A 24,349-nucleotide genomic window follows, 5' to 3' on the forward strand; every position below is an offset into this window, starting at 1 on the left:
AGTCCGGGGTGGGGGCGGTCAGACGCCGACTTCGTCGGTCGTCTTCCGGGTGCCCGGAATCGCGCACTCGGCAGGGTCGTGGGCGGGGTCGGCGGCGCTCCGGGCGCGGGCGCGGCGGCGGGCCAGCGGGGTCGCGAGCGCCGTCAGCACGACGAAGGCGCCGATGGTGAGCAGCACGATCGTCGCGCCGGGCGGGACGTCCTGGTAGTACGAGGTGACCGTGCCGCCGATCGTCACGCTCACGCCGATGGCCACGGCGATCACGAAGGTCGCGGCGAAGCTGCGGCCGATCTGCTGGGCGGCCGCGACGGGCACCACCATCAGCGCGCTGACCAGGAGCAGGCCGACCACGCGCATCGCCACCGTCACCGTGACGGCCGCGGTGATCGCCGTCAGCAGGTTCAGGGCGCGCACCGGCAGGCCCGTCACCCGGGCGAACTCCTCGTCCTGGCTGACCGCGAACAGCTGCCGGCGCAGGCCGAGGGTGACCAGGACGACGAAGGCGGCCAGAATGCAGATCGCCGTGACGTCCGACTCGGACACCGTCGACAGGGAGCCGAAGAGGTACGACGTCAGGTTGGCGTTGGAGCCCGTCGGCGCGAGGTTGATGAACATCACACCGCCGGCCATGCCGCCGTAGAACAGCATCGCGAGGGCGATGTCGCCGCGGGTCCTGCCGTACCAGCGGATCAGCTCCATGAGGACCGCGCCGATGACGGAGACGAGGGTCGCCATCCACACCGGGGACCAGGTCAGCAGGAAGCCGAGGCCGACGCCGGTCATCGCCACGTGGCCGATGCCGTCGCCCATCAGGGCCTGGCGGCGCTGGACCAGGTAGATCCCCACCGCGGGGGCCGTGATGCCGACCAGGACGGCGGCGAGCAGCGCCCGCTGCATGAAGGCGTAGTCGAGGATCTCCATCAGCTCAGCAGTCCCGTGCGGATCGGTTCGTGGCCCGCGGGTGCGTGCGGGTGTACGTGGTCGTGGCCGGGCAGGGCGTGCTGCCCGACCGCCTTCGGGGGCGGTCCGTCGTGCACGACGCAGCCGTCGCGCAGGACGACCGCCCGGTCGATGAGGGGCTCCAGGGGGCCCAGTTCGTGCAGCACGAGCAGCACGGTCGTGCCCTGGGAGACCTGCTCGCGCAGCGTGTGCGCGAGGACCTCCTGGCTGGCCAGGTCGACGCCTGCCATCGGCTCGTCCATGATCAGCAGTTCGGGCTCGGAGGCGAGCGCGCGGGCGATCAGGACGCGCTGGTGCTGGCCGCCCGAGAGGGCGTTGACCGAGTCCTTGGCCCGGTCCGCCATGCCGACGAGCTCCAGGGTCGCGCGCACGGCCGCGTGGTCCGCCTTGCGCAGCACGCCGAAGCGGGCCCGGGACAGGCGGCCCGAGGAGACCACCTCGGTCACCGTGGCGGGCACGCCCCCGGCGGCCGTGGTGCGCTGCGGGACGTAGCCCACGCGGTGCCAGTCGCGGAACCGCCTGCGGTCCGTGCCGAACAGCTCGATCTCGCCGGCGCCGGTCTGCACCTGGCCGATGATGCTGCGCACGGCCGTGGACTTGCCGGAGCCGTTCGCGCCGAGCAGCGCGACGACCTCACCGTGGTGCACGGTGAGGTCGATGCCGCGCAGGACGGGGCGCGAGCCCAGGTCCGCGCGGACGCCGCGCAGGGATACGACGGGCTCGGTCATGCCGTCCTCCGATGGGTCGATCACTTCGCTCCCAGGGCCGCCTGAAGGGCCTTGAGGTTGGCTTCCATGACCTGGAAGTAGTCGTCGCCGCGGGACTTGTCGGTGATGCCCTCGAGCGGGTCGAGGACGTCCGTCTTGAGCTTCGCGTCCTTGGCGAGGGTCTTCGCGGTCTTGTCGGAGACCAGTGTCTCGTAGAAGACGGTGGTGACGCCGTCGGCCTTGGCCTCCTGCTGGAGCTCCCTGACCCGGGCGCCGCTGGGCTCGCTCTCGGGGTCGAGGCCGGAGATGGCCTCCTGGGTGAGGCCGTAGCGCTCGGCGAGGTAGCCGAAGGCGGCGTGGTTGGTGAAGAAGACCTTGGTCTTGGTGTTCTTCAGGCCGTTCTCGAACTCGCCGTTGAGGCCGTTCAGCTTCTTGACCAGGGCCGCGGTGTTCTTCTTGTAGTCGGCGGCGTGGTCCGGGTCGGCCTTCTCGAAGGCCTTGCCCACGCCCTCGGCGACCTCGGCGTACTTCACCGGGTCCAGCCAGATGTGCGGGTCGCGGGCGTGCTCCTCCTCCTCGGCGTGGCCCTTCTCCTCGGCGTGGCCCTCCTCGCCCGCGTGCTCGTGCTCGGTGCTGCCGTGGTCCTCGAGGGTGGTCAGCGTGGCCGCGTCGATCTTCGTCTTGATGCCGGTCTGCGAGACCGCCTCGTCGACGGCGGGCTGGAGGCCCTTGAGGAAGAGCGCCGCGTCCGCCTCTTCCAGCTGCGCCCGCTGCTTGGTGCTGATCTCCAGGTCGTGCGGCTCCTGGCCGGGCTCGGTCAGGCTGGTGACGTTCGCGTGGTCGCCGCCGATCTGCTCGGCGAGGAACGCCATCGGGTAGAACGACGCGACGACGTCGAACTTGTCCGTGTTGCCCGTCGCCGCGCTGTCGCTGGAGCAGGCGGAGAGAGCACCGAGGCCGAGAGCGGTGGCCGCGGTGACCGCGGTGGCGGATATGAGGCGTCGTCGTACGTTCATGACACTCATTTTCAACAAATATGGAAACCGTTGTCAACAAACCAGCTGAGCGGGTTCCGTGGAGGGGGTCTGGCGGTCGCGGGAGGGGGAGCGATTTGATTGAGGGGGCGCCCCCGCCGGTAACCTGAAGCATTCGCTGGAAGCAACTCGCTTCGTCGCCCGTCGTCGTAATGAAGAGAGCACCGTGGCCGCCGACAAGATCGACACCATCGTCAGCCTGAGCAAGCGCCGTGGCTTCGTATTCCCCTGTAGTGAGATCTACGGCGGTCAGCGCGCCGCTTGGGACTACGGCCCCCTGGGTGTCGAGCTCAAGGAGAACCTCAAGCGCCAGTGGTGGCGCTACATGGTGACGTCGCGCGAGGACGTCGTCGGTATCGACTCGTCCGTGATCCTGGCCCCCGAGGTCTGGGTCGCCTCCGGCCACGTCGCCACCTTCACGGACCCGCTGACCGAGTGCACCTCCTGCCACAAGCGGTTCCGCGCGGACCACCTGGAGGAGGCCTACGAGGCCAAGCACAAGCGCCTGCCGGAGAACGGCCTGGCCGACGTCAACTGCCCGAACTGCGGCAACAAGGGCCAGTTCACCGAGCCCAAGCAGTTCTCGGGCCTGCTGTCCACCCATCTCGGCCCGACCCAGGACTCCGGCTCCGTCGCCTACCTCCGGCCCGAGACCGCGCAGGGTATCTTCACCAACTTCTCCCAGGTGCAGACCACCTCGCGCCGCAAGCCGCCGTTCGGCATCGCCCAGATGGGCAAGTCCTTCCGCAACGAGATCACGCCCGGCAACTTCATCTTCCGCACCCGCGAGTTCGAGCAGATGGAGATGGAGTTCTTCGTCAAGCCGGGCGAGGACGAGAAGTGGCAGGAGTACTGGATGGAGCAGCGCTGGAACTGGTACACCGGTCTCGGCCTGCGCGAGGAGAACATGCGGTGGTACGAGCACCCGAAGGAGAAGCTCTCCCACTACTCCAAGCGCACCGCCGACATCGAGTACCGCTTCCAGTTCGGCGGCAGTGAGTGGGGTGAGCTGGAGGGCGTCGCCAACCGCACCGACTACGACCTCGGCGCCCACTCCAAGGCCTCCGGCCAGGACCTCACCTACTTCGACCAGGAGGCCGGCGAGCGCTGGACGCCGTACGTCATCGAGCCCGCGGCCGGTGTCGGCCGCGCGATGCTGGCGTTCCTCCTGGACGCCTACATCGAGGACGAGGCGCCCAACGCCAAGGGCAAGATGGAGAAGCGCACGGTGCTGCGCCTCGACCCGCGCCTGTCCCCGGTGAAGGTCGCGGTGCTGCCGCTGTCCCGGAACCCGGAGCTGTCCCCGAAGGCCAAGGGCCTCGCCCAGGCGCTGCGCCAGCACTGGAACATCGACTTCGACGACGCCGGCGCGATCGGCCGCCGCTACCGCCGCCAGGACGAGATCGGCACGCCGTTCTGCGTGACCGTCGACTTCGACACGCTGGAGGACAACGCGGTCACCGTCCGCGAGCGTGACTCGATGAAGCAGGAGCGCGTCTCCCTCGACCAGATCGAGGGCTACCTGGCGGCCCGCCTGGTCGGCTGCTGATCGCTTTTCGTCCACACACCGGTGCCGGGTTCCTCCACGGAGGGGCCCGGCACCGCTGCGTCTGCGGCGAGGTCGCGAAGGGGCTGACAAGTATCGAATGACAGATATTGAAATCTGTCAGCTGTCATGGCACAGTGGACGCCATGACGATGCGAACCCGAACCCTCGGAACCACCGGACCCCAGGTCTCCGCCCTCGGTCTCGGCTGCATGGGCATGTCCGCGCTGTACGGCGAGGCGGACCGGGCCGAGTCCGTCGCGACCATCCACGCGGCGCTCGAAGCGGGCGTCACCCTGCTGGACACCGGCGATTTCTACGGCATGGGCCACAACGAGATGCTGATCGGCGAGGCCCTGCGCGCGGCCCCCGCCGCCCGGCGCGAACAGGCCCTGGTCAGCGTGAAGTTCGGCGCCCTGCGCGACCCGGACGGCGGCTGGTCCGGCTACGACGGCCGGCCGGCCGCCGTGAAGAACTTCGCCGCGTACTCCCTCCAGCGGCTCGGCGTCGACCACATCGACGTCTACCGCATCGCCCGCCTCGACCCCGACGTGCCGATCGAGGAGACGGTCGGCGCGATCGCGGAACTGGTCGAGAAGGGGTACGTGCGGCACATCGGCCTCAGTGAGGTCGGCGCCGAGACGATCCGGCGGGCCGCCGCCACCGCGCCGGTCTCCGACCTCCAGATCGAGTACTCCCTGATCTCGCGCGGCATCGAGGAGGAGATCCTCCCCACCACGCGCGAGCTGGGCATCGGCATCACGGCGTACGGCGTGCTCTCCCGGGGCCTGATCTCCGGCCACTTCACCGCCGACCGGCAGCTCGGGGCCGGCGACTTCCGGGCGATGTCCCCGCGCTTCCAGGGGGACAACCTCCGGCACAACCTGGACCTCGTCGAGGCGCTGCGGAAGATCGCCGAGCAGAAGGGCGTCAGCGTCGCGCAGATCGCCATCGCCTGGGTGCTCTCCCGCGGCGAGGACATCGTGCCCCTTGTCGGCGCCCGCCGCCGCGACCGGCTCACGGAGGCGCTGGGCGCGCTGGAGGTGACGCTGGACGCGGCCGACCTGACCGCGATCGAGGAGGCCGTACCGCCCGGCGCCGCCGCCGGCGATCGCTACCCGGCGGCCCAGATGGCACACCTCGAGAGCTGAAGCGGGCTCCAGGTACGGTCAGGGGCATGGCACCGACCAGCGAGATCCTGACCGCCGAGCGCATCCTCGAGGCGACCGAGGAGGTGCTGCGCCGCCACGGCCCGGCCAAGGCCACCGTGGTGGACGTGGCCCGCGCGCTCGGCGTCAGCCACGGCAGCGTCTACCGTCACTTCCGCACCAAGGCGGCGCTGCGCGAGGCCGTCACCAAACGCTGGCTGGACCGCACGTCCGGGGAGCTGTCCGGGATCGCCGCCGCGGACCGCGCCCCGGAGACCCGGCTGCGGGACTGGCTCGCCACCCTGTTCGCCGCGAAGCGCCGCAAGGCGGGCGGTGACCCGGAGCTGTTCGCCACCTACACGGTCCTCACGGACGAGAACGGCACGGCGGTGGGCGAGCACATCGCCGACCTGACGTCCCAGCTGACCCGCATCATCCAGGCCGGAGTCGAGACCGGCGACTTCACCGCCACCGACCCGGAGGCCACGGCCCGCGCGGTCTTCCAGGCGACGGGGCGCTTCCACGACCCCTGCTACGCGCGGGAGTGGGAAGAGCCCGGGGCCGAGGCCGACTTCGCCTCGCTCGTCGACCTGCTGGTGCGAGGCCTGCGGCCCTAGGCGATCACCGTGGGGATGCGCTTCGCCGCCGGGCTCGGACGGATCAGCGGTCACCTGGACGATGCGACCGCCGACCGCCACCACGTGAGTGATCTGTCACTCCTCGACGGGCGTCGGCGCCTTCGCGGGCAGCGCGCGCCCCGTGGTGAACGCGAACTCGGTGAAGCCGTCGCGCCCGCACACGCCGGTGATCGTCGTCTCGACGGCGCCCGGACCGCGCACCGCCGCGAGCTCGAACTCGATGCCGGTCTCGGAGCGCGTTCCAGAACCGACGTACCGGGCCGGCCCACTCGGGTGGTGCACCGCGATGTGGAGGCCCGAGGCGCCGTCGGGGTGGCACAGCACGATCATGCTCGTGTGATACGACCCGTCGACGGGCGCCCTGCTCGCGACCAGCCCGGCGACCGCAGGACGTTCCAGCCTGGAGTACGGTGCGAAGACGTCGGCGTTCACGATCACCGCGTAGGTCCGCGCCCCGCACCGGACCGTGGTGACCGGGCTGCTGTCGAGCGGTAGCCCGTAATTGTCGGACGCCACGTCCGCCGCCACCTTCGAAGCGGTGCCGACCGGGGCGGGATCGGCCTGCCCCACCTCGGCGGGCTGCGGTGGGGCCGGCGCGGGGAGGACGTCCTCCGGGCGGACGCCCGGCAGCTCGAACCCCGTGTGGCCGAGCCGGTACGCCACGACCGACCTGGCGAAGGCGACGTGATCGTGCAGGTCCGCCGGTGCGTCGTCGAGCATGTCGGTGAGCGCGGGAACGGCCTGCTCGGCTCCGATCCGTGCCAGCCCGGCCACGATCTTGTGCCGGACGACCGCGGACGGCTCGTCCGGCAGGGCCGCCAGCAGATCGGTTTCGGCGGTGCCGTCCGTCCTGGACAGCAGTGTCGCGCCAGCGGCGCGGACGGTGTCGTCGGCGTCGCGGTCCTCCAGCGCCGCACGGAACAGCTCCCCGCCCTCCGCGGTGCCGGTGAAGCACGAAAGGGCCTTCACGCGCAGCGCGGCACGCGACTCGCCGCGCGCGATAGCGGCCAGCTGGGCGCTGTCGTCCGGCGGGAGCTGTGCGACCGAGGCCGGGTCGGGGGTGTGCTCGCCGCGCAGGATCTGAGCCACCGGTGGAGACAGTTCGCTTGACATGTCCGCTCCTACTTCATATGTGGACGACCATGCAGTGCTTCTTCATCAGGTCGCCCTGCCAGGCGAGGATCCTCGTGTTGCTGTTGGAGGAACCGTTGTTCCCGATGAAGTTGTCCGCGTCCGCGATGTGGTCCAGGCCGAGATAGTGGCCGAGTTCGTGCGCGAACGTGTTCCCGCTGTTGCCGAGATCGCCGTTGAGCGAGACCACGGTTCCGGTCATCACACTGCCACCGGCGTTCTTGTCGCACGGTCCGCCGACCGCCGACCAGCCGTCGGCGCCGTTCATCGAACGCACCACGAACACATCCAGCGCGGCGTTCGGTACGGTCCACTCGTCCGTCAACTGCTCGGCTTCCGCCGCACTGTCGATGATCTCCAGCGCGCCCGCGTCCGCCGCGGAGATGACGTAGCGGCGCACGGTGCCGACATTGAAGTCGGCCTGGCAGTAGATCTGCCCCGTGGCGGTGAGCGAGTTCAGCATCTGTTCGATGTTCGCCGCGGTGAAATTGTCCAGCCCGACCGAGATGAGGTTGACGTCGATCGTCGGGATCCGTGGCACCCACCACCGCTGCCATACGTTCGCGTCCAGTCCGCGCGCGAAGACCTGTTCACGCTGCGCGCTCGTCGACGCCAGCGCGACCTCCGCGCTGATCGCGCCGTCGGCGTGCCGGCCCCAGGGGTGCCAGCTGTTGTCGTACCAGGCGAGCTGCCACAGGCCGTCGTCGTTTCCGCGCACATAGACGTTGGCCACCTGGGGATTGCGCGAAATGGTGCTCGGACCACCGCGGAAACCCCCGGAGGGGGCACCGAGATTGAAATACCCCGACCAGCCGGGCCCCGCCTGCCAGAACTTGTGGTGCACGTTGCCGTCGGTGCCTCGGACGAAGACGTGCTCGTGGTTGGGGCCCATCGATCCGGCGGTCGGATCGGAGGCGAGCACCATACCGTCGTTGTGCCGGGCCCACGGGTGCCAAGTGCTGTTGAACCAGGGGAGCTGCCACAGCGCGTCGTCGTTTCCGCGCACGTAGACGTTGGCCACCTGGGAGTTCCGCGAGACCGTCGCCGGACTGCCCTTGAATCCCCCGGGCGGCGCGCCGAGGTCGAAGTAGGGCGACCAGCCCGAGGCGGCTTTCCAGAACTTGTGGTGCAGATGTCCGTCGGCTCCACGGACGAACACGTGCTCATGGTCGATTCCCATGGACGCGACGGCGGGCGACGAGGTCAGCTGCATGCCATCGCCGTGCCGCCCCCAGCCATGCCACTGCACCCCGAAATAGGCACGCTGCCACAGCGCGTTGTCGGTGCCGCGCACGTAGATGTTGATGATGCCGTCGCTCCTTGCGACCGAAGCGGGGCGGCCGACGATTCCTCCGGACGGTGCGGACATCGGGATCCAAGCACTCCAGCCCATGAAACTCACCTCAACTCGGGAAGAACCCATTCGGCTTGGAGTCAGGCATGAAAAAACAGGGAAGACGTGACCGAATGCTGATGCGAGCCCCTTTGGCTGGTGGAACGGGCCAGGAGGAAGGGTGACGTTCAACCTTCTGCGGGTGACCGCACGGGACATCGAATCTCCGCTACCAGCGTCGCTCTCGCAGCGCCCTCCCGCAACTGGCCCGCAGAGCGGCGTAGGCATATCCGGGCCGGGGATAGTTCGGGCCATGACGAAGGGGCCGTTCCGGATTTCTCCTGATCCGAGCGGGTCGTGCCCGGGGCAGGTGGCGGGATCATCGTCAGTCCTCGAAGGGATCGTGTTCAAGTTCCGCACCGGGGTGCCCTGGAGGGACCTGCCGGAGCGGTTCGGGCCTGGCAGACCGTGCACGGCCCCTCGTCGCGTGGCGCCTGGGTCGCAGCCGACGTACTTCGCCCGCTCGGATGCGGCAGCCTTGACGCGCCGTCATGAACTGTCCGATGGCGAGTGGGAGTTCATCCGGTCGCTTCTGCCTACGTCGATCAGGGGGCGAAAGCGGCTGGACGGCCAGCCTGTTCCGAATGGGATCGTGTGGGTCCGCGCTGGGGCCGCTTGGCGGGATGTCCCCGAGCGGTACGGCCCGTGGGCCACTCCGCACACCCGCCGCCGGAGCCCGGAAAGGGGGCGCCGCGGCCCCGCACTCGGACGCTCCCGAGGCGATCCGACCAGCAAGATCCACCTCGCCTGCGACGCTCTTGGCCGACCGCTGGCCTTCACGGTCACCGGCGGGAACACCAACGACTCCACCCAGTTCACCACGGTGATGGAAGCGACTCTGGTGCCCCGGGTCGGTCCGGGCCGCCCCCGCCTGCGTCCCGCCCACCTCGCCGTATCCCCGTACCCACCGCGTGCGCCCCGGCAGGCTGAGGCACAAGATGGGAAGGGAGGCGTGGGGCGACTCGCGGGGGCGCTGAGAAGGAGATGGCGATCATGGATCTCGTACTGCGCCCGGGCACTGCGGACGATGCCGCAGAGTGCGGAAGGATCTGCTACGAGGCCTTCGCGGGCATCGCCGGGGAGCATGCGTTCCCACCCGACATCCCGAGTCCCGACGTGGGTGTCGCGGTGATCGAGGGAGCCCTGACGCACCCCGGTTTCTACAGCGTCGTCGCCGAGCTCGACGGGCGGATCGTGGGCAGCAACTTCCTCGACGAACGCTCGGTCGTCGCCGGGGTCGGTCCCGTCACCGTCGACCCCACCGTGCAGAACGCGGGCGTGGGCCGTCGCCTGATGCTGGACGTGATGCGGCGGGCCGACGAGCGCGGGGCGCCGGGCATCCGGCTGCTGCAGAGCGGCTACCACAACAGGTCGTTCTCGCTGTACGTCAGCCTGGGCTTCGTCCACCGGGCCACGGTCGCCTGCGTCCAGGGCCCGCCGATCGGGCGCGCGCTGCCCGGCTACACCGTGCGGGAGGCCACGGACGCGGACCTCGGCGCCTGCAACGACGTGTGCCGGCAGGTCCACGGCGTCGACCGGGGCGGCGAGGTCGCCGACGGGCTCAAACAGGGCACCGCCCGGGTCGTCGAGCGCGAGGGACGCGTCACCGGGTACGCCACCGACCTGGCCTTCTTCGCGCACGCCGTCGGCGAGACCACCCCGGACCTCCAGGCCCTGATCGCGGCGGCCCCGCAGTTCGCCGGCCCGGGCATCCTCGTCCCCGTGAGCGACGGTGCGCTGCTGAGGTGGTGCCTGTCCAACGGCCTCAAGATCGTGCAGCTGCTGAGCCTGATGACCATCGGCCTGTACAACCAGCCCGACGGGGCGTACCTGCCCTCGATCCTCTACTAGGGGACGTCCGCACCAGGGCCCGTCCGGCCGTTCACGCCGCCGTCGGGTCCACCGTCGCCTGGTGGGCCTCCGCCAGGTGCTCCTCGGCCTTGAGCCAGGGCAGGAACTGGGCGCCTCTGCGCCAGCCGCAGGTGTCGCAGCTGATCGTGCGCTGCACGCCCGTGCGCCGCACCCGCACCACGTGTTCCCGGCCGTGCTGGTCCCAGCGGCTGACCTTGCTGGTGTCGCTCTGCGCCATGACGCCTCCCACGTCCAGGAACCCGGCGGATCCGGTCTGCTCGCAGCAAGGAGTGTGCTGCAAGACCAACATCAACAGGGTTTTCCCGGACGCGAGTTATCAGGCCGTGAGATACCTCAGGCGACCGTGCGCGGCAGCCGGAGACTCAGCAGGCCGGTCAGCACCACACCGGCGAGCTGCACCAGCAGCGTCGTGACCAGGGCGTCCCGCATGCCCATCCCCGGGACCAGGGACAGGAACAGCGTGCCGAGGGTCGCCACCCCGAGTGCCAGCGCCGACTGCTGAGTGGTGATCATCACGCCGCTGCCGACACCGGCGCGGGCGGCCGGCACCTCGGAGAGGATGACCCGGTAGACGACGGGGAGTTGCAGCGCCTGGCCCGCGCCGGCGACCGCCGCCCCGGGGAGCAGCTCGACGAAGCCGAGGTCCGGCCAGAAGCGCCAGGCGGCCAGCGCCATCAGCGCCAGGCCCAGCCCCTGGAGCGCGGCGCCCGCCGTCACCACCCGCGTGCCGTACCGGGTGACCAGCCGCGGGCCCAGCAGCGAGAACACGAAGAACACCACCGCCAGCGGCGCGAGGGCCAGGCCCGCGGCGACCGGGTCGAGTCCGGCGCCCTGCTGCAACGCCACCGCGATCACGAACATGAAGCCGCTGAAGCCGATGGAGAACGGCAGCACCAGCAGCAGCCCGCGGCGCAGGGAGGTGAGCGCGAACAGGCTCGGCGGGACCAGCGGCGTACGGCCCTCCCGTTCGGCCCGCCGCTCCACGACGTAGAAGGCGGCCGCCGCGAACGGGAACGCCACCAGCGACAGCCAGGTCCACAGCGGCCAGCCCGCCGCCCGGCCCTCGGTGAGCGGGACGAGCAGCGTGAGGAGCGAGGCCGCCAGCAGCACCGTGCCCGGGACGTCGATCGGCTCCGGGCGCGTGGAGCGGGTCTCGGGGACCGCGCGGGCCGCCAGGACCAGCCCGGCGAGGACGACCGGCACGTTGACGAGGAACACCGACCGCCAGCCGGTCCCCGCGATGTCGGCGGCCACCAGGACCCCGCCGAGGATCTGCCCGGCCACCATGGACAGCCCGGCGGTCGCGCCGTACAGCCCCATGGCCTTCGCCCGCCGGGGGCCGGTCGTGGTCGCCTGGATGGTGGCCAGCACCTGCGGCAGCATCGCGGCGGCCGACGCGCCCTGGGCGACCCGGGCCGCGACCAGCGACCAGGCCCCGGGCGCCAGTCCGCACGCCAGCGAGGTCAGCCCGAAGGCCGCCATGCCGACGAGGAACATCCGCCGACGGCCGAACAGGTCACCGAGCCGGCCGCCGAGGACCAGCAGGACCGCGTACGACACCCCGTACCCGGCGACGACGAGTTCGAGGACCGACTCGCTCGCGGCGAGGTCGGCGCCGATGGTGGGCAGGGCGACGTTCACGATGAAGAAGTCGATGAGCGGGAGTGCCGCGGCCAGCAGCACCGTGAACAGTCCGAGCCCGCGGAGCACGGGAGCCGCGGCGGCGGGGGAGCGGAGGGGACGTGAAGTGAGGGATTCCGTGGTCACGTCATCAGCCTGCGGCGCCGCACAGACTGGTACCAGAGTTTCCTTATCCTGGTAGTAGCACCACCTGGAAACAGGCTCCGGGCGGCGGCAGGCTGAAGGGCATGACGACCATGGCACAGGAGACAGCGGCCCACCCGCCCGAGACACCCGGTGACGCGGACGTCCGGCGGCACGAGCTGGCGGCGTTCCTGCGCAGCCGCCGGGAGCGGATCGCCCCCGAGCAGGTCGGCCTGCCCCGCGGCCGCCGGCGCCGGACGCCGGGGCTGCGCCGCGAGGAGGTCGCCCAGCTCTCCGCCGTGGGCGTCACCTGGTACACGTGGCTGGAGCAGGCCCGGGACATCCAGGTCTCCGTCCAGGTCCTCGACGCGCTGGCCCGCGCGCTGCTGCTCGACCCCACCGAGCGCGCCCACCTCTTCCGGCTGGCCGGGGCCGCCGACCCGACACCGGCGACCACGTGCCCGTCGGTCACTCCGGCGATGCGGGCGGTTCTGGAGCAGGTCGAGCCGTTCCCGGCGTGCCTGCAGAACAGCCGCTACGACATCCTGGCCCACAACCGCACGTACGGGCTGCTGCTGTGCGACCTGGACGCGGTGCCGCCCGAGGACCGCAACTGCATGGTCCTGTCCTACACGCACGCCGAGTGGCAGTCGTCGATCGTGCACCTGGAGGAGACGCAGCGGCTGATGGCAGCGCGCTTCCGGGCCGCGATGGCCGGCCATCTCGCCGAGCCCGCCTGGACGATGCTCCTGAAGCGCCTGCGCACGGAGTCCCCCGCCTTCCGCACGGCCTGGGACCGCCACGAGGTCGTCGCCCACCGCACCAAGCGCAAGGAGTTCCTCAACCGCCACGTCGGCCGCATCACCGTCGACCACACGGACTTCTGGCTGACACCGGGGACGGGCCCGCGGATCGTCACCTACGTCCCGGCGGACCAGGACTCACGGGAGCGCCTCGAGAAGCTGCACGCAATCGCGCAAGGCCGACGTGACGTCACCGCCGCGCACCTCAGGTAACGGTCAGTAGCAGTTGCGGATCTTCCACACCGGGGTCCAGTTGTAGCTCGTGCTGGAATCCCCGACCGGCACGTTCTTCAGGACGTTGCCGGACTGCCCGTAGAACGTCGCCGTCGCGCGGCTGCCGGTCTGCCTGTTCGCGTAGCCCCCGGTACCTCCCCAGTTCGAGAGCGAGTAGGTGTGGCAGTCGTAGAACTTGAACACCTTGAACTTGTTCACCGTCGGGTCCCACACGCGGGCGCACAGGTTGCCGGTGGGGCAGGTGTAGCCGGGGCCCGAGGTGTGGAAGTAGCTCGCGGCCGGTGACACCGTGGGCGCACTTGCCGCCGTGCTCCGGCCCGCGGGGGCCGGTGCGGCGCTGGCTGCGGGAACCATGCCGGCGGTGAGAAGGGCGGTTGCTGCGGTGGCCGTGGCGAGGACGGAACGTGTGCGCATGCGGATTCCCCCTGGTATGTGTGCGGTTGGCTTCCTGCAGCAGCATGCGGTGGCCTGGGCGCCGGACGCGCGTGGTTTTGGCCTCAGCCAAAACGTCGGTCACATCCGCGGCTTGCTCGCGCCCGGAACCGGGGCGTCACGAGCCGCCGAGGAGCCGTCGGCCCAAGGGGGTCACGGTGTGCAGGGCGCGTTTGCCGTCCCGCCGGGACGTGATGAGTCCACCGTCTCGCAGCACGGCCAGTTGCTGGCTGACGCTCGGCAGGGACACCCCCGTCGTGTCGGCGAGCTCGGAGGTGGTGGGGCAGGTGAGTGTGGCCGCCCCGTACAGGAGTGCCGCGCGGGTGGGCCCCAGCAGACGCGCCAGCGACGCCGTGGAAGTGGCGGGCGTCGAGCGGGTCTTGTCGACCGGGTAGATGAGCACAGGTCGCAGTTGGCCGTCGGCCAGGGTTATGGGGCGCCGCCAGCAGAAGTACGAAGGGACCAGCAGCAGGCCGCGGCCCTGCAGGTGCAGATCGCGCTCGACCGGGTAGTCGACGGTCAGCACGGGCGGCTCCCACACCGCCATCGGTCGCAGACTGTTCAGCAGCGCCCTCGTACCGCCGTCCACGAGGGCGCGGGTGCGCAGGGCCAGGTCCGCCGCCGTGGCCGCGCTGATGCGGTTCCAGAGCGGCGCGATGAACTCCTGGTGGTAGGTACGGAGTTTCCCGCCCAGCGCGGTGAGCGCGGTGACGTCACCACGTGCCAGCTCAGCGCCCGCCCACGGCCGTCCGCCGCTCGCCGTCAACAGGGTCAGCTCCTGGCGCAGGCGGCGTCGCGGCGTCGCGAGGACCCTGTCGATGCCCGTCCGGAGATCATCGGGACCGTCCTCGACGGGCGGGGTGAGGAAGTCCGGGAAGTAGGCGGCACGCGGCACCAGACTGAACAGCGCCGACGCTGCCCCTCGGGCCGTCTCATCCCGGCGGACCAGCCCGGCGACCGTCTGCCGCCACGGGTCGAAGGCGACGGCGCCCTCCCGTGCCTGTAAGCGGCACACACTGCACACGATCTCCCACAGCGGGTCCGGGCGGCGGGCGATGCGCACGCTTTCCAGATCACTGCCGGTGAAATGGATGCGCAGCATGGCTTCCCCCCGTTGGCCATTGACACTCAACGACGAGCCTCGCCACGCGCGATGTCCCGGACAAGGTCAATCTCGGCCAGGACCTCGACCGGCTTCGTCCGGGCCTTCTCGCCGTGCTCGCCGTGCTCGGCGTGCGGCGGGGCGGGTTGCGCCGGACGTGGTGGTCGCGGTCTCCTTCACGCCCCGGTCGACGCCGAGCGCGTGCCGCGGCCGCCGTCACATCCGGCCGCATCCCGCACCTCCGCCGACTCCAGCCGCTGAGCCGTCCGCTCCGCGGTCCCCCGGGCCCAGCGCCCACTGCTCACCGCCCCCAGCACCAGCACCGCGAACCCGCACGCCGCGATGATCCACCAGCCCGGCCGCGCGGCCGGCACGAACACCGCGCGGTACGTGGACGCGCCCACGCCGGAGGCGAGCACCGCGCCCACCACGGCGACGCCGAGCGTCTGGCCGAGCTGGCGGCTCGTGGAGGCGACGGCCGCGGCGACACCCGCCTGGGCGCGCGGCATGCCGGAGACCGCCGTGTTGGTGATCGGCGCGTTGACGAAACCGAAGCCGATGCCGAACAGCGCGTACCCCGCGACGAGGGTGGTGTCGGAGGTCTCGGCCTCGAACGCGGCGAAGAGGATGCCGCTGACCGTCATCGCGCAGCCCGCGATCAGCAGCGGCACGCGCGGGCCCCGGCTGCCGACCAGGCGGCCGGAGAGCGGGGCGCACAGGAACGTCGGGACCGCCATCGGCAGCATCCACAGGCCCGCCTCCAGGGCGGTCAGACCGCGGACGTTCTGCAGGTACAGCGTGGACAGGAACAGGAAGCCGCCGAGTGCGGCGAACGCGCTGATCGCGATGACCGTGGCCCCGCTGAACGGAGCCGAACGGAAGAAGCGCAGGTCGATCAGCGGCTGCGCGCGGCGTGGTTCGTACCACAGCAGGGCGCCCAGCGCGGCCAGGGCGGCGACGGCCAACGGGGCGATCGAGGTGAACGGCGTGCTCGGCGCCTCGATGATCGCGTACGTGAGCGTGCCGAACAGCGCGATCACCAGGAGCTGCCCGACCGGGTCCGGGCGGCGGGCCTCGGGGGCTCGGGACTCGGGGACGAAGCGCAGGCTGAGGAGCAGTGCCGCCAAGCCCACCGGCAGGTTGATCCAGAAGATCGAGCGCCAGCCGACCGACTCGACCAGGAGGCCCCCGACCAGCGGGCCGGCGGCCATCGATATGCCGACGACGGCGCCCCACGCGCCGATCGCCCGGGCCCGTTCGCGCGGGTCGGTGAAGGTGTTGGTGATGATCGACATGGCGACCGGGTTCAGCATCGAGCCGCCCACGGCCTGCACCATCCGGAAGGCGACCAGCGCTTCGAGGTTCGGCGCGAGGGAGCACAGGACCGAGCCGAGGGTGAAGACGACCAGGCCCGCCATGAAGACGCGCTTGCGGCCGATCCGGTCGGCCGTGGAGCCGGCGAGCATCAGCAGCGAAGCCAGGACCAGGGTGTAGGCGTCGATCGTCCACTGAAGGCCGGACGTGCTCGCGTGCAGGTCCTTTTGCATCGACGGCAGGGCCACGTTCAGGACTGTGTTGTCCAGGCTCACGATCAGCAGGCTCATGCAGCAGATCGCGAGCACCAGCACGCGGCGGCGGGGGCTGAGCTCGGGCATGGGCGCCATCGTACGCCGATTTCGATAGTGTGCCTAACTAATGAAATTTACCAACTCATTGCACGGCACAATGGAGGAATGTCCACGCCCCTCCAGATCGGTCCGCACACCGTCCGGCCCCCCGTCGTCCTGGCCCCCATGGCCGGGATCACCAACGCGCCCTTCCGCACGCTGTGCAGGGAGTTCAGCGGGGGCAAGGGCCTGTTCGTCAGCGAGATGATCACCACCAGGGCGCTGGTCGAGCGCAACGAGAAGACGATGCAGCTCATTCACTTCGACGCGAGTGAGCGACCCCGGTCCATCCAGCTGTACGGCGTGGACCCGGCGACCGTCGGCAAGGCCGTCCGCATGATCGCGGAGGAGGACCTCGCCGACCACATCGACCTGAACTTCGGCTGCCCGGTGCCGAAGGTGACCCGCAAGGGCGGCGGCTCCGCGCTCCCGTACAAGCGGAACCTGCTGCGGGCCATCCTGCGCGAGGCCGTCAGCGGCGCCGGCGACCTGCCCGTGACGATGAAGATGCGCAAGGGCATCGACGACGACCACATCACCTTCCTCGACGCCGGCCGGATCGCCGTCGAGGAGGGCGTCACCGCCATCGCGCTGCACGGCCGCACCGCCGCCCAGCACTACGGCGGCACCGCCGACTGGGACGCCATCGCCCGGCTGAAGGAACACGTGCCGGAGATCCCCGTGCTCGGCAACGGCGACATCTGGTCGGCCGAGGACGCCCTGCGGATGGTGCGCGAGACCGGCTGCGACGGAGTGGTCGTGGGGCGTGGGTGCCTCGGGCGGCCCTGGCTGTTCGCGGACCTCGTCGCGGCTTTCGAGGGGCGCTCTCAGGACATCGCACGGCCCACCCTCAGGGAAGTCGCCGACGTCATGGTCCGGCACGCCACCCTGCTCGGCGAGTGGATCGAGGACGAGTCGCGGGGCGTGATCGATTTCCGCAAGCACGTCGCCTGGTATCTGAAGGGCTTCGCGGTCGGCTCCGAGATGCGCAAGCGGCTCGCGATCACCTCGTCGCTCGAAGAGCTGCGGGCCGGCCTCGACGAGCTGGACCTCGACCAGCCCTGGCCCTCCGGCGCCGACGGGCCCCGCGGCCGTACGTCCGGCAACAACCGGGTGGTGCTGCCGGACGGCTGGCTGAAGGACCCGTACGACTGCGTGGGCATCAGCGAGGACGCGGAACTGGACACCTCCGGCGGCTGATCAGCGCTTGGAGGCGTGCGGTGTGGAGCCGAACGCCGTGAGGAAGCGGTCGCGGAACGCGCTCATCTTCCAGACCGGGGCGTCGCGGTCCGGCTTGAGGCCTTCCGTCCACTTCCAGTCGGTGACCTTGTCGAGGACCTTCGGGTCCTTCGCGACGATCGACACCGGCACGTCCCGGCTCGCGCGGTTGCCGCTGACCCGGGCCATGGGCTGGTGGTCGCCGAGGAAGACCAGGACGGTGTCGTCGGTGCCGTAGCGCTCCAGCCACTGGGTGAGGCTGGTGACCGAGTACTGGATGGACTTGCCGTACTCCTGCCGGGACTTGGTGGTGTCGGTGATGACGTCCGACGCCTTCTTGCCCGCCTTCTGGACGGCGTCGAAGACCGAGCCGTCGCCGAGTTCGTCCCAGCCGACCATCGTGGGAAGGGGCGCCCAGGGCTGGTGGCTGGAGGTCAGGATGACGAACGACATCAGTGGCTTGTCGCGCTTCTTTCCGTGCACCCGGCGCTGGAACGCCTCCAGCGCGTACTGGTCGGGCATGGTCGACCAGCTGAACTTCGGGCCCCGGTAGCCCAGGTCGTAGGCGTCGTAGAGCTTGTCGAGGCCGTACCACTTCTCCTCCGGCCAGCCCTTCTGCACGCCCGGCATCACACCGACCGTGTCCCAGGCGCCGGTCTTCTGGAACGCCTTGGTGAGGGTGAGGTGATCGCCCGCGGTGACCGTGCGGTAGCGGCGCTGGTTGTCGATCCACAGGCCGGACATGGTGGTGGAGTGGCCGAGCCAGCTGCTGCCGCCGAAGGTCGCCGAGGTCAGCCAGCCGCTGCGGGCCTGGAAGCCGGCCTTCGCCAGGGCCTCGGTGCTCGTGTCGAGGGTGCGGTCGACGCCGGGGGACATGACCGGGTCCTCGAGGGCGCTGCGGCCGTAGCTCTCGATGAACGTGAAGATCACGTCCTTGCCGCGCAGGTCGGGCAGGAGCCGGCCGGGTGGGGTGTTGCCGAAGGTGTCCGCCTTCGCCTCCCGCGCGAACGCCGCCTCGTCCTCCAGCGACTGCACGGTCCGCTGCGCGTGCACCCGCAGGGCCCCGGCCCCGCGCTCGGAGGCGATCGGACCGCCGAACAGCGTCAGGCCGAGCGCGGAGCAGGTGACCCAGGCGGTGCCGGCGAGCAGGGCGCCCTTGGTCGCCCGGGGCCGGTGGCGGGCCAGCACGTCGGCGAGCCGGATCGTCGCCGCGACCATGACGGCCGCGACGACCAGGACGAGGACGACCGCGCCGACGGCCGCGGCGGTCGCGACGCCCCCGCCCAGCGTGTCCTCGACGTACGCCTGCGCGTCCGGCAGCAGGTCCCAGTCCAGCGCGGCGTTGAAGCCCCGGCCCAGGTACTCGTTGAACCCCATGTCGAGCAGGTTCACCATGGTCAGCGCCGTGAGACCGAGCCCGTACAGCACCGCCGCCACCAGCCGGGGACGGCGCGGCAGCACCAGCATCACGACGGCCCCGACGACCGCCTCCGCCGGAATCCGCGCGAAGCGGTCCGGCTCGACGGCCGGGAGGGTGTTGGGCAGGAGCAGGGCCCCGAGGACCAGGACGGCGGCCAGGGTGGTGGTGGTCAGTCGGAGGGCACGGGCGGCCCGGGGGTGGCGGCTGCGCCAGGTGCGGAGGTGGGCGAGGCGGGATCCGGGCCCGGGGGCCCCCACCTCTTCTGCGAGGACCTTCTCGCTCTCGTCACGCTCCGTCTCGGCCCCGGCCCCTGGGATGCCCGGCTGCGGCGACCGGTTGAAGCGTGTGAAGACAGGCACCCGGAGGTCCTTCCCGTGCGGAACGCGGCGAGGTGGCGGACCCGCGTGGGGGGACGGGTCCGCCACAGTTCCGTACGGGGCGCCCGGCAGCTGTGTTCAGCCCACCGGGCCAGCGCTCGGCAAACTCCGGGCAAATGCCCGACCAACCCGGCTCTCAGGCGCCGCCGACCGCCGTGAGCAGTGCCAACGGGGCCGATGCCGAGCGGGACTCGCGGACGCACGCGTGCGGGTAGGGCACCGGCTCGGGATGGGTGTCGCGGCCGTAGCCCGCGAGGACCTCCGGCAGCCGGTGGCCGGTCACGCTCGCCGCGTCGACCAGGCCGCGGGCGATCGCGCGGGCCTCGTCGTGCAGCCCGTAGCGGGCCAGGCCCAGTGCGATCAGCGCGTTGTCGTGCGGCCAGACCGAGCCGCGGTGGTAGGAGAGCGGGTGGTAGGCGGGCTGGCCGGCGGCCAGGGTGCGCACGCCCCAGCCGGAGAAGAAGTCCGGCTCCAGCAGGCGCCGGCCGACCTGTTCGCCGTACTCCTTGTCCAGCAGGCCCGACCACAGCAGATGCCCGGCGTCGGAGGCGAGCGCGTCGACCTGCCGGCCCCGGCCGTCGAGGGCGAGCGCCGGGAAGGAGTGCTCCGGCATCCAGAAGTCCCGCTGGAAGCGGTCGCGCAGGTCACCGGCCGCCTGCTCCAGCAGGTCCGCGTACGTCGCGTCCTGCCAGAGCGTGCGCGCGAGCCACGCCGTGCGGCGCAGCGCGTCGTACGCGTAGCCCTGGGCGCCCGCGGCCGTCACCGGGCCGTTGGGGCGGGTGCCCTCGGCGGAGCAGATGGCGCCGGGGGAGTCCTTCCAGTTCTGGTTGGCGAGGCCGCCCTGGTCGGCGCGGTAGACGAGGTAGCCGCGCGAGGTCAGGCCGCCGTGGTCGAGCATCCAGCCGACCGCCGCCCGGGCATGCGGCTCCAGACGGCGGGCCAGGCCCGTGTCGCCGGTCTGCTCGGTGTACGCCCCGAGCAGGACGAGGAACAGGGGCGTGGCGTCGACCGAGCCGTAGTAGCGGGCGTAGGGGACCTGGCCGAAGTGCGCCAGCTCGCCGTGCCGCACCTCGTGGACGATCTTGCCGGGCTGGGCGACCTCGCTGACACCGGTGTCCGTGGCCTGGGTCGCGGCCAGCGCGGGCAGCGTGGCGGCGGCCAGCCGGGGCCGGTAGGGCAGGGCGAACAGCGAGGTCAGCAGGGCGTCCCGGCCCAGCAGGGTGAGGAACCAGGGCGCACCGGCGGCCGGGACGCGCAGCTCCTCGCCGTCCGGGCCCTTCGCCGGGACCTGGAGCGAGGCCAGGTCGGCGAGGCCCCGGGCGCAGGCCGCGGACAGCTCCGGCCAGCCGGCCGGCAGGGCCACGTCCTGCGTGAACCGGTCCTCCCGGGCGAGGAGTTGCTCCTTCAGGGCGGCGGGGGAGCGGGGCACGCGCAGGGCGCGCCTGTCGCCGTGCGGGCGGGCCATGACCCGCAGGACCAGCTCGGCCGTGCCGTGCGGTTCGAGGTCCAGGGTCCACACCAGGCGGCGGGCGCCGGTGCCGGTCTCCTCCACGGCGTCCGGCTGGGGCTCGGCCGTCACGGTCGTGACGGAGCGCCACTCGCCGCGCCGGTAGGTGAACTCCACGCCGTGCCCGAGGACCTGGCGGGAGCGGACGGCGCCGGCCTTCGTGTAGGTGCGGTGGTCGGAGCGCAGCTCGAACTGGTCGGTGAAGTCGGCGTCGGCGGTGACCGCGAGGCGGACCGTCGTCGGCACCGGGCGGTTGCTGGTGACCCGCACCGCTTCCACGAACGAGGCGTCCCCGACGGCCTGTTCGCGGAAGAGCGTGTAGGCGGGCGGCTCGTTGCGCCCGCCGCGCGGGACGAGGACACAGCGCGCGGTGTCCCCGTCGGCCACGGGCGTCAGCGTGTCGGGCACGGCCCCGTCGACGGTGAGCTGCCACCGGCTCAGGTGCCGCGCGTCCCGTACGAACATTCCGTCCGGGGCGCTGCCGCCCCGGTAGCCGCTGATGTCGCCGCGGTCGCCGACGGCGGCGAACGTCCCGCCGTGCACGAGCAGATGATGCCGGTCCGTCATCCCCGAACCTCTCCCTTGATCGCCGTGACGCCGTCCTTGTCCCATGCGGGCCGGTCGTGCAGCAGGTCGAGCGTGAGCGCGGCGGTCCAGCCGAAGCCGGTGGCGCCGCAGGCCTGTGAGGTGTACGGGTCCACGTACTCCGCGAAGTCGGAGGCGCCCGCGGTGTGCAGGATCCCCTTGCGCAGGGCGTCGGCCCGGCCGCGCTCGCCGTGCAGCCGCAGCCCGCGCTCCAGCAGCCAGCTGGTGTTGAACCAGGCCGGGCCGCGCCAGTAGCGGTGCGGGTCGAAGGCCTCGCCGAGCAGGTCGTAGCTGGGCACCAGCCGGGTCGTGCCGCCGAGCCCGAAGTGCGGGCCGCACAGGGTGCGCACCAGGGTGGCCGCGAGGTCGCGCGGCAGGCTCGGCAGCAGCAGCGGGACCAGCCCGGATACACCGCGCTCGGGGATCAGCTCCCCGGCGCGCACGTCCCGGCACAGGAACATGCCCGCCGACGGTTCCCACAGCCGCTCCACCAGGGCGGTGGTGAGCCGCTCGGCGCGGTCCTGCCGGGCCGAGGCCGCCGCGCCCAGCTCGTGGGCGATCCGGGCCAGGGCGTACTCGGAGGCGATGAGCAGGGCGTTGAACGCCGGGTCCTCCACGGCGAAGTCGCCCGGTCCGTCGGCGTATCCACGATCCCGGTAATCGGTGGCCAGCCGTACGTACCGCCCGTAGTCCAGATCCGTCGGCCGGTCCTCGGGGGAGCCGTGGTCGAGGTCGGCGCGGCGGAAGGAGCGGGCCGGGGCCGGAGTGACCCGGGAGAGCGGGCGGTCCCAGCAGGGGCTGTTGTCCATACCCTGTTCCCAGGGGTGCACGACGGACACCAGTCCGCCCCCGCCCAGGTCGCGCCGGTGCAGCAGATAGCGGTGCCAGGCCGCGAGCCGCGGATACACCCGGGTGAGGAACCCGCGCGACCGGGACAGACCGGGGTCGGCGAGGTGCACCAGCCACGCGGCCAGCGCGTGGACCGGTGGCTGCACGATCCCGGAGGTCTGTACGGTGCGCGGGGCGCCCGCGGCGCGCCCGGCGGTCGAGGAGCGCCAGAAGTCGGGGCTCGGGAAGTACGCGTCGAGCGGGACGGAGGGGTTGAAGACGATGTGCGGGATCCGCCCGTCCGCCCACTGGGCCGCCAGCAGCGTCTCCAGCTCCGTCTGTGCCCGTAACGGCGACACGTGCCGCAGGCCGATGGCGATGAACGCCGAGTCCCAGGACCACTGGTGCGGATACAGACCGCGCGAGGGCACCGTGGACGTGCCCGTCCAGCCGGCCTCCAGCACGGCGGCGGCCCTGACATGCAGGGGTGGCGCGGGGACGGACGGATCGTATGCAACGGTTCGTCCCGTGGGACGAGGGGCGCGTTGTGCGGTGCTGTCCACTCGGGGCTCTCCGGAAAGACGTCCGGCCGGCAGGTTCGGCTGCGGCTACCGTGGGGTTACGTCTATTTAACACGCAAAACCCACTATGTAAGGCAAGGTTGAGAAACACAAGGGGGTGTGCATGACCGGACGGCCCGTCAGAACGGGGCGAGGCGCCGGCCAGGGGAGCGCCGGCGAGCTGCTCGAACTGGTGCGCAGCCGCCGTGCCGTGACCCGGGGTGCGCTCCAGCAGGCGACCGGTTTGTCCCGGGCCACGGTCGGGCAGCGGCTGGACCGGCTCTTCCGCGCGGGCTGGCTGCGCGAGGGCGCCGGAGGGCCGGTGGACTCCCCGTTGGGCGGGCGCCCCTCCATCACCCTGGAGTTCGACGACGAGCACGCGGTGGTCCTGGCCGCCGACCTCGACACCCGGCACGCGCGGGCGGCCGTGCTGTCGCTGAGCGGCGAGATCCTCGCCGAGCACTCCGGCACCCTCGTCGTCGAGGAAGGGCCGGACGCCGTGCTGGGCGAACTCGGCCGCTGGTTCGGCGAGCTGCTGGAGAAGACCGGCCGCGGGGCCGAGTCGGTGTGCGGGGTCGGGCTCGCCGTGCCCGGCCCGGTCGACACCGAGACCGGCCGCGTCGTCCAGCCGCCGATGATGCCCGGCTGGGACGGCTACGACATAAGGAGCCGGCTGGCCCGGGCGCTCGCCGAGCACACGGGCGCCGCCGAGGTGCCGGTGCTGGTGGACAACGACGCCAACCTCATGGCGTACGGCGAACAGCGCACCGGCTATCCCGACTGCTCCGCCTTCGTGCTGGTCAAGGTCTCCACCGGCATCGGCGCCGGGGTCGTGGTGGACGGCGCGGTGTTCCGGGGCATCGACGGCGGCGCCGGGGACATCGGGCACATCCGGGTGCCGGAGGGCGCCCAGACGCTGTGCCGGTGCGGCTCCTACGGCTGCCTGGCCGCCATCGCGAGCGGCGGCGCGGTGGCGCGGCGGCTGGCGGAGGCCGGGGTGCCGGCGGCCTCCGGCTCGGACGTGCGGGACCTGCTGGCCTCCGGGCATCCCGACGCGGTCGGCCTCGCCCGGGAGGCCGGGCGCCGGGTCGGGGACGTGCTGGCGACCGTGGTGACGCTGCTCAACCCCGGGGTGCTGATGATCGCCGGGGATCTGGCCGGAACCCCCTTCCTCACGGGCGTGCGCGAACTGCTCTACCAGCGGGCGCTGCCCCGCTCCACCGCCCACCTGGACGTCGTGACGTCACGGCTCGGCGAGCGGTCCGGGCTGGTCGGAGCCGGGGCGATGGTCGTGGAGCACCTCTACGCCCCCGAGCGGGTCGAGGAGCGGCTGCGCGCGCTCGGGGTATGACAGGGACATTTCGGCCGCGAGACGCGTCCGCATGGTGAAATCTCGTCGGCTGTGGCAGCGTGATTCTCGCCA

20 protein-coding genes and 3 pseudogenes are annotated in these 24,349 nt (G+C 71.6%); 10 read left to right on the forward strand and 13 right to left on the reverse strand.

Features of this window, described 5'->3' with window-relative positions:
• Positions 1 to 18: 18 nt before the first annotated feature.
• Genes ACZ3I3_RS10665 through ACZ3I3_RS10675 form a run of 3 tightly spaced genes read right to left on the reverse strand, consistent with a single transcriptional unit; the run spans position 19 to position 2,683 of the window.
• Positions 19 to 921: a metal ABC transporter permease gene (locus ACZ3I3_RS10665; protein WP_397695019.1), complete on the reverse strand. Its 903-nt coding sequence runs from the start codon at positions 919 to 921 to the stop codon at positions 19 to 21.
• Positions 921 to 1,688: a metal ABC transporter ATP-binding protein gene (locus ACZ3I3_RS10670; protein WP_467364124.1), complete on the reverse strand. Its 768-nt coding sequence runs from the start codon at positions 1,686 to 1,688 to the stop codon at positions 921 to 923. The genes ACZ3I3_RS10665 and ACZ3I3_RS10670 overlap by 1 nt, the downstream gene beginning before the upstream one ends.
• 20 nt (positions 1,689 to 1,708) lie before the next feature.
• Positions 1,709 to 2,683 (reverse strand): metal ABC transporter substrate-binding protein, encoded by a 975-nt coding sequence (locus ACZ3I3_RS10675; protein ID WP_467364125.1) that lies wholly within the window; start codon positions 2,681 to 2,683, stop codon positions 1,709 to 1,711.
• Positions 2,684 to 2,867: 184 nt separating this feature from the next.
• Between ACZ3I3_RS10675 and ACZ3I3_RS10680 the strand changes: the two genes are divergently transcribed.
• The 3 genes from ACZ3I3_RS10680 (at position 2,868) to ACZ3I3_RS10690 (ending at position 6,012) form a co-directional block, all read left to right on the forward strand.
• A complete protein-coding gene (locus tag ACZ3I3_RS10680) occupies positions 2,868 to 4,250 on the forward strand; it encodes a glycine--tRNA ligase (RefSeq protein WP_467364126.1) in 1,383 nt (460 codons plus the stop codon).
• Between the two features lie 143 nt (positions 4,251 to 4,393).
• Positions 4,394 to 5,398: an aldo/keto reductase gene (locus tag ACZ3I3_RS10685; protein WP_467364127.1), complete on the forward strand. Its 1,005-nt coding sequence runs from the start codon at positions 4,394 to 4,396 to the stop codon at positions 5,396 to 5,398.
• 26 nt (positions 5,399 to 5,424) lie between these two features.
• A complete protein-coding gene (locus ACZ3I3_RS10690) occupies positions 5,425 to 6,012 on the forward strand; it encodes a TetR/AcrR family transcriptional regulator (RefSeq protein ID WP_467364128.1) in 588 nt (195 codons plus the stop codon).
• 96 nt (positions 6,013 to 6,108) lie between these two features.
• Here the strand turns inward: ACZ3I3_RS10690 and ACZ3I3_RS10695 are convergent, their stop codons facing one another.
• Positions 6,109 to 7,146 (reverse strand): HEAT repeat domain-containing protein, encoded by a 1,038-nt coding sequence (locus tag ACZ3I3_RS10695; RefSeq protein WP_467364129.1) that lies wholly within the window; start codon positions 7,144 to 7,146, stop codon positions 6,109 to 6,111.
• Between the two features lie 13 nt (positions 7,147 to 7,159).
• A complete protein-coding gene (locus ACZ3I3_RS10700; protein WP_467364130.1) occupies positions 7,160 to 8,557 on the reverse strand; it encodes a DUF8189 domain-containing protein in 1,398 nt (465 codons plus the stop codon).
• Positions 8,558 to 8,859: 302 nt separating this feature from the next.
• Between ACZ3I3_RS10700 and ACZ3I3_RS10705 the strand changes: the two are divergent.
• The 4 genes and pseudogenes from ACZ3I3_RS10705 to ACZ3I3_RS10720 all read left to right on the forward strand — a co-directional run.
• Positions 8,860 to 8,958, forward strand: a pseudogene (locus tag ACZ3I3_RS10705) (transposase); the annotation flags it as partial.
• Between the two features lie 26 nt (positions 8,959 to 8,984).
• Positions 8,985 to 9,218: pseudogene (locus tag ACZ3I3_RS10710) on the forward strand (transposase); the annotation flags it as partial.
• Positions 9,219 to 9,254: 36 nt separating this feature from the next.
• Positions 9,255 to 9,482, forward strand: a pseudogene (locus tag ACZ3I3_RS10715) (transposase); the annotation flags it as partial.
• 68 nt (positions 9,483 to 9,550) lie between these two features.
• Positions 9,551 to 10,408, forward strand: a complete 858-nt coding sequence (locus ACZ3I3_RS10720; RefSeq protein ID WP_467364131.1) for a GNAT family N-acetyltransferase — start codon at positions 9,551 to 9,553, stop codon at positions 10,406 to 10,408.
• Between the two features lie 31 nt (positions 10,409 to 10,439).
• Here ACZ3I3_RS10720 and ACZ3I3_RS10725 read toward each other — a convergent pair whose 3' ends face one another.
• A complete protein-coding gene (locus ACZ3I3_RS10725; protein WP_467364132.1) occupies positions 10,440 to 10,646 on the reverse strand; it encodes a hypothetical protein in 207 nt (68 codons plus the stop codon).
• 116 nt (positions 10,647 to 10,762) lie between these two features.
• Positions 10,763 to 12,196: an MFS transporter gene (locus ACZ3I3_RS10730; protein ID WP_467364133.1), complete on the reverse strand. Its 1,434-nt coding sequence runs from the start codon at positions 12,194 to 12,196 to the stop codon at positions 10,763 to 10,765.
• A gap of 101 nt (positions 12,197 to 12,297) precedes the next feature.
• Here ACZ3I3_RS10730 and ACZ3I3_RS10735 point away from each other — a divergent pair, with 101 nt between their 5' ends.
• Positions 12,298 to 13,209, forward strand: coding sequence for an MmyB family transcriptional regulator (locus tag ACZ3I3_RS10735; protein ID WP_467364134.1), 912 nt, complete (start codon positions 12,298 to 12,300; stop codon positions 13,207 to 13,209).
• Between the two features lie 3 nt (positions 13,210 to 13,212).
• Here ACZ3I3_RS10735 and ACZ3I3_RS10740 read toward each other — a convergent pair whose 3' ends face one another.
• The 3 genes from ACZ3I3_RS10740 to ACZ3I3_RS10750 all read right to left on the reverse strand — a co-directional run bounded on the left by ACZ3I3_RS10740 (position 13,213) and on the right by ACZ3I3_RS10750 (position 16,419).
• Positions 13,213 to 13,644: a hypothetical protein gene (locus tag ACZ3I3_RS10740; protein ID WP_467364135.1), complete on the reverse strand. Its 432-nt coding sequence runs from the start codon at positions 13,642 to 13,644 to the stop codon at positions 13,213 to 13,215.
• A gap of 136 nt (positions 13,645 to 13,780) precedes the next feature.
• Entirely contained in the window at positions 13,781 to 14,764 is a 984-nt protein-coding gene (locus ACZ3I3_RS10745) for an ArsR/SmtB family transcription factor (protein ID WP_467364136.1), read from the reverse strand.
• A gap of 176 nt (positions 14,765 to 14,940) precedes the next feature.
• Positions 14,941 to 16,419 (reverse strand): MFS transporter, encoded by a 1,479-nt coding sequence (locus ACZ3I3_RS10750; RefSeq protein ID WP_467364137.1) that lies wholly within the window; start codon positions 16,417 to 16,419, stop codon positions 14,941 to 14,943.
• A 78-nt stretch (positions 16,420 to 16,497) separates the two neighbouring features.
• On the opposite strand from ACZ3I3_RS10750, the gene dusB reads away from it, so the two are divergent.
• Positions 16,498 to 17,631, forward strand: coding sequence for a tRNA dihydrouridine synthase DusB (dusB, locus tag ACZ3I3_RS10755; RefSeq protein ID WP_467364138.1), 1,134 nt, complete (start codon positions 16,498 to 16,500; stop codon positions 17,629 to 17,631).
• Here the strand turns inward: dusB and ACZ3I3_RS10760 are convergent, their stop codons facing one another.
• The 3 genes from ACZ3I3_RS10760 to ACZ3I3_RS10770 form a co-directional block, all read right to left on the reverse strand.
• Positions 17,632 to 19,428, reverse strand: a complete 1,797-nt coding sequence (locus ACZ3I3_RS10760) for a sulfatase-like hydrolase/transferase (protein WP_467364139.1) — start codon at positions 19,426 to 19,428, stop codon at positions 17,632 to 17,634.
• A 154-nt stretch (positions 19,429 to 19,582) separates the two neighbouring features.
• Positions 19,583 to 21,520 carry an amylo-alpha-1,6-glucosidase gene (locus tag ACZ3I3_RS10765; protein WP_467364140.1) on the reverse strand — a complete coding sequence of 646 codons (1,938 nt, stop codon included), beginning with the start codon at positions 21,518 to 21,520 and terminating at the stop codon, positions 19,583 to 19,585.
• Positions 21,517 to 22,929 carry an MGH1-like glycoside hydrolase domain-containing protein gene (locus tag ACZ3I3_RS10770; RefSeq protein ID WP_467364141.1) on the reverse strand — a complete coding sequence of 471 codons (1,413 nt, stop codon included), beginning with the start codon at positions 22,927 to 22,929 and terminating at the stop codon, positions 21,517 to 21,519. Before ACZ3I3_RS10770 ends, ACZ3I3_RS10765 begins: the two co-directional genes overlap by 4 nt.
• Before the next feature lie 121 nt (positions 22,930 to 23,050).
• On the opposite strand from ACZ3I3_RS10770, the gene ACZ3I3_RS10775 reads away from it, so the two are divergent.
• Positions 23,051 to 24,277 carry an ROK family protein gene (locus tag ACZ3I3_RS10775; protein ID WP_467364142.1) on the forward strand — a complete coding sequence of 409 codons (1,227 nt, stop codon included), beginning with the start codon at positions 23,051 to 23,053 and terminating at the stop codon, positions 24,275 to 24,277.
• The last annotated feature ends 72 nt before the right edge of the window (positions 24,278 to 24,349 follow it).

This window comes from Streptomyces sp. NPDC016851 (genome assembly GCF_055562795.1).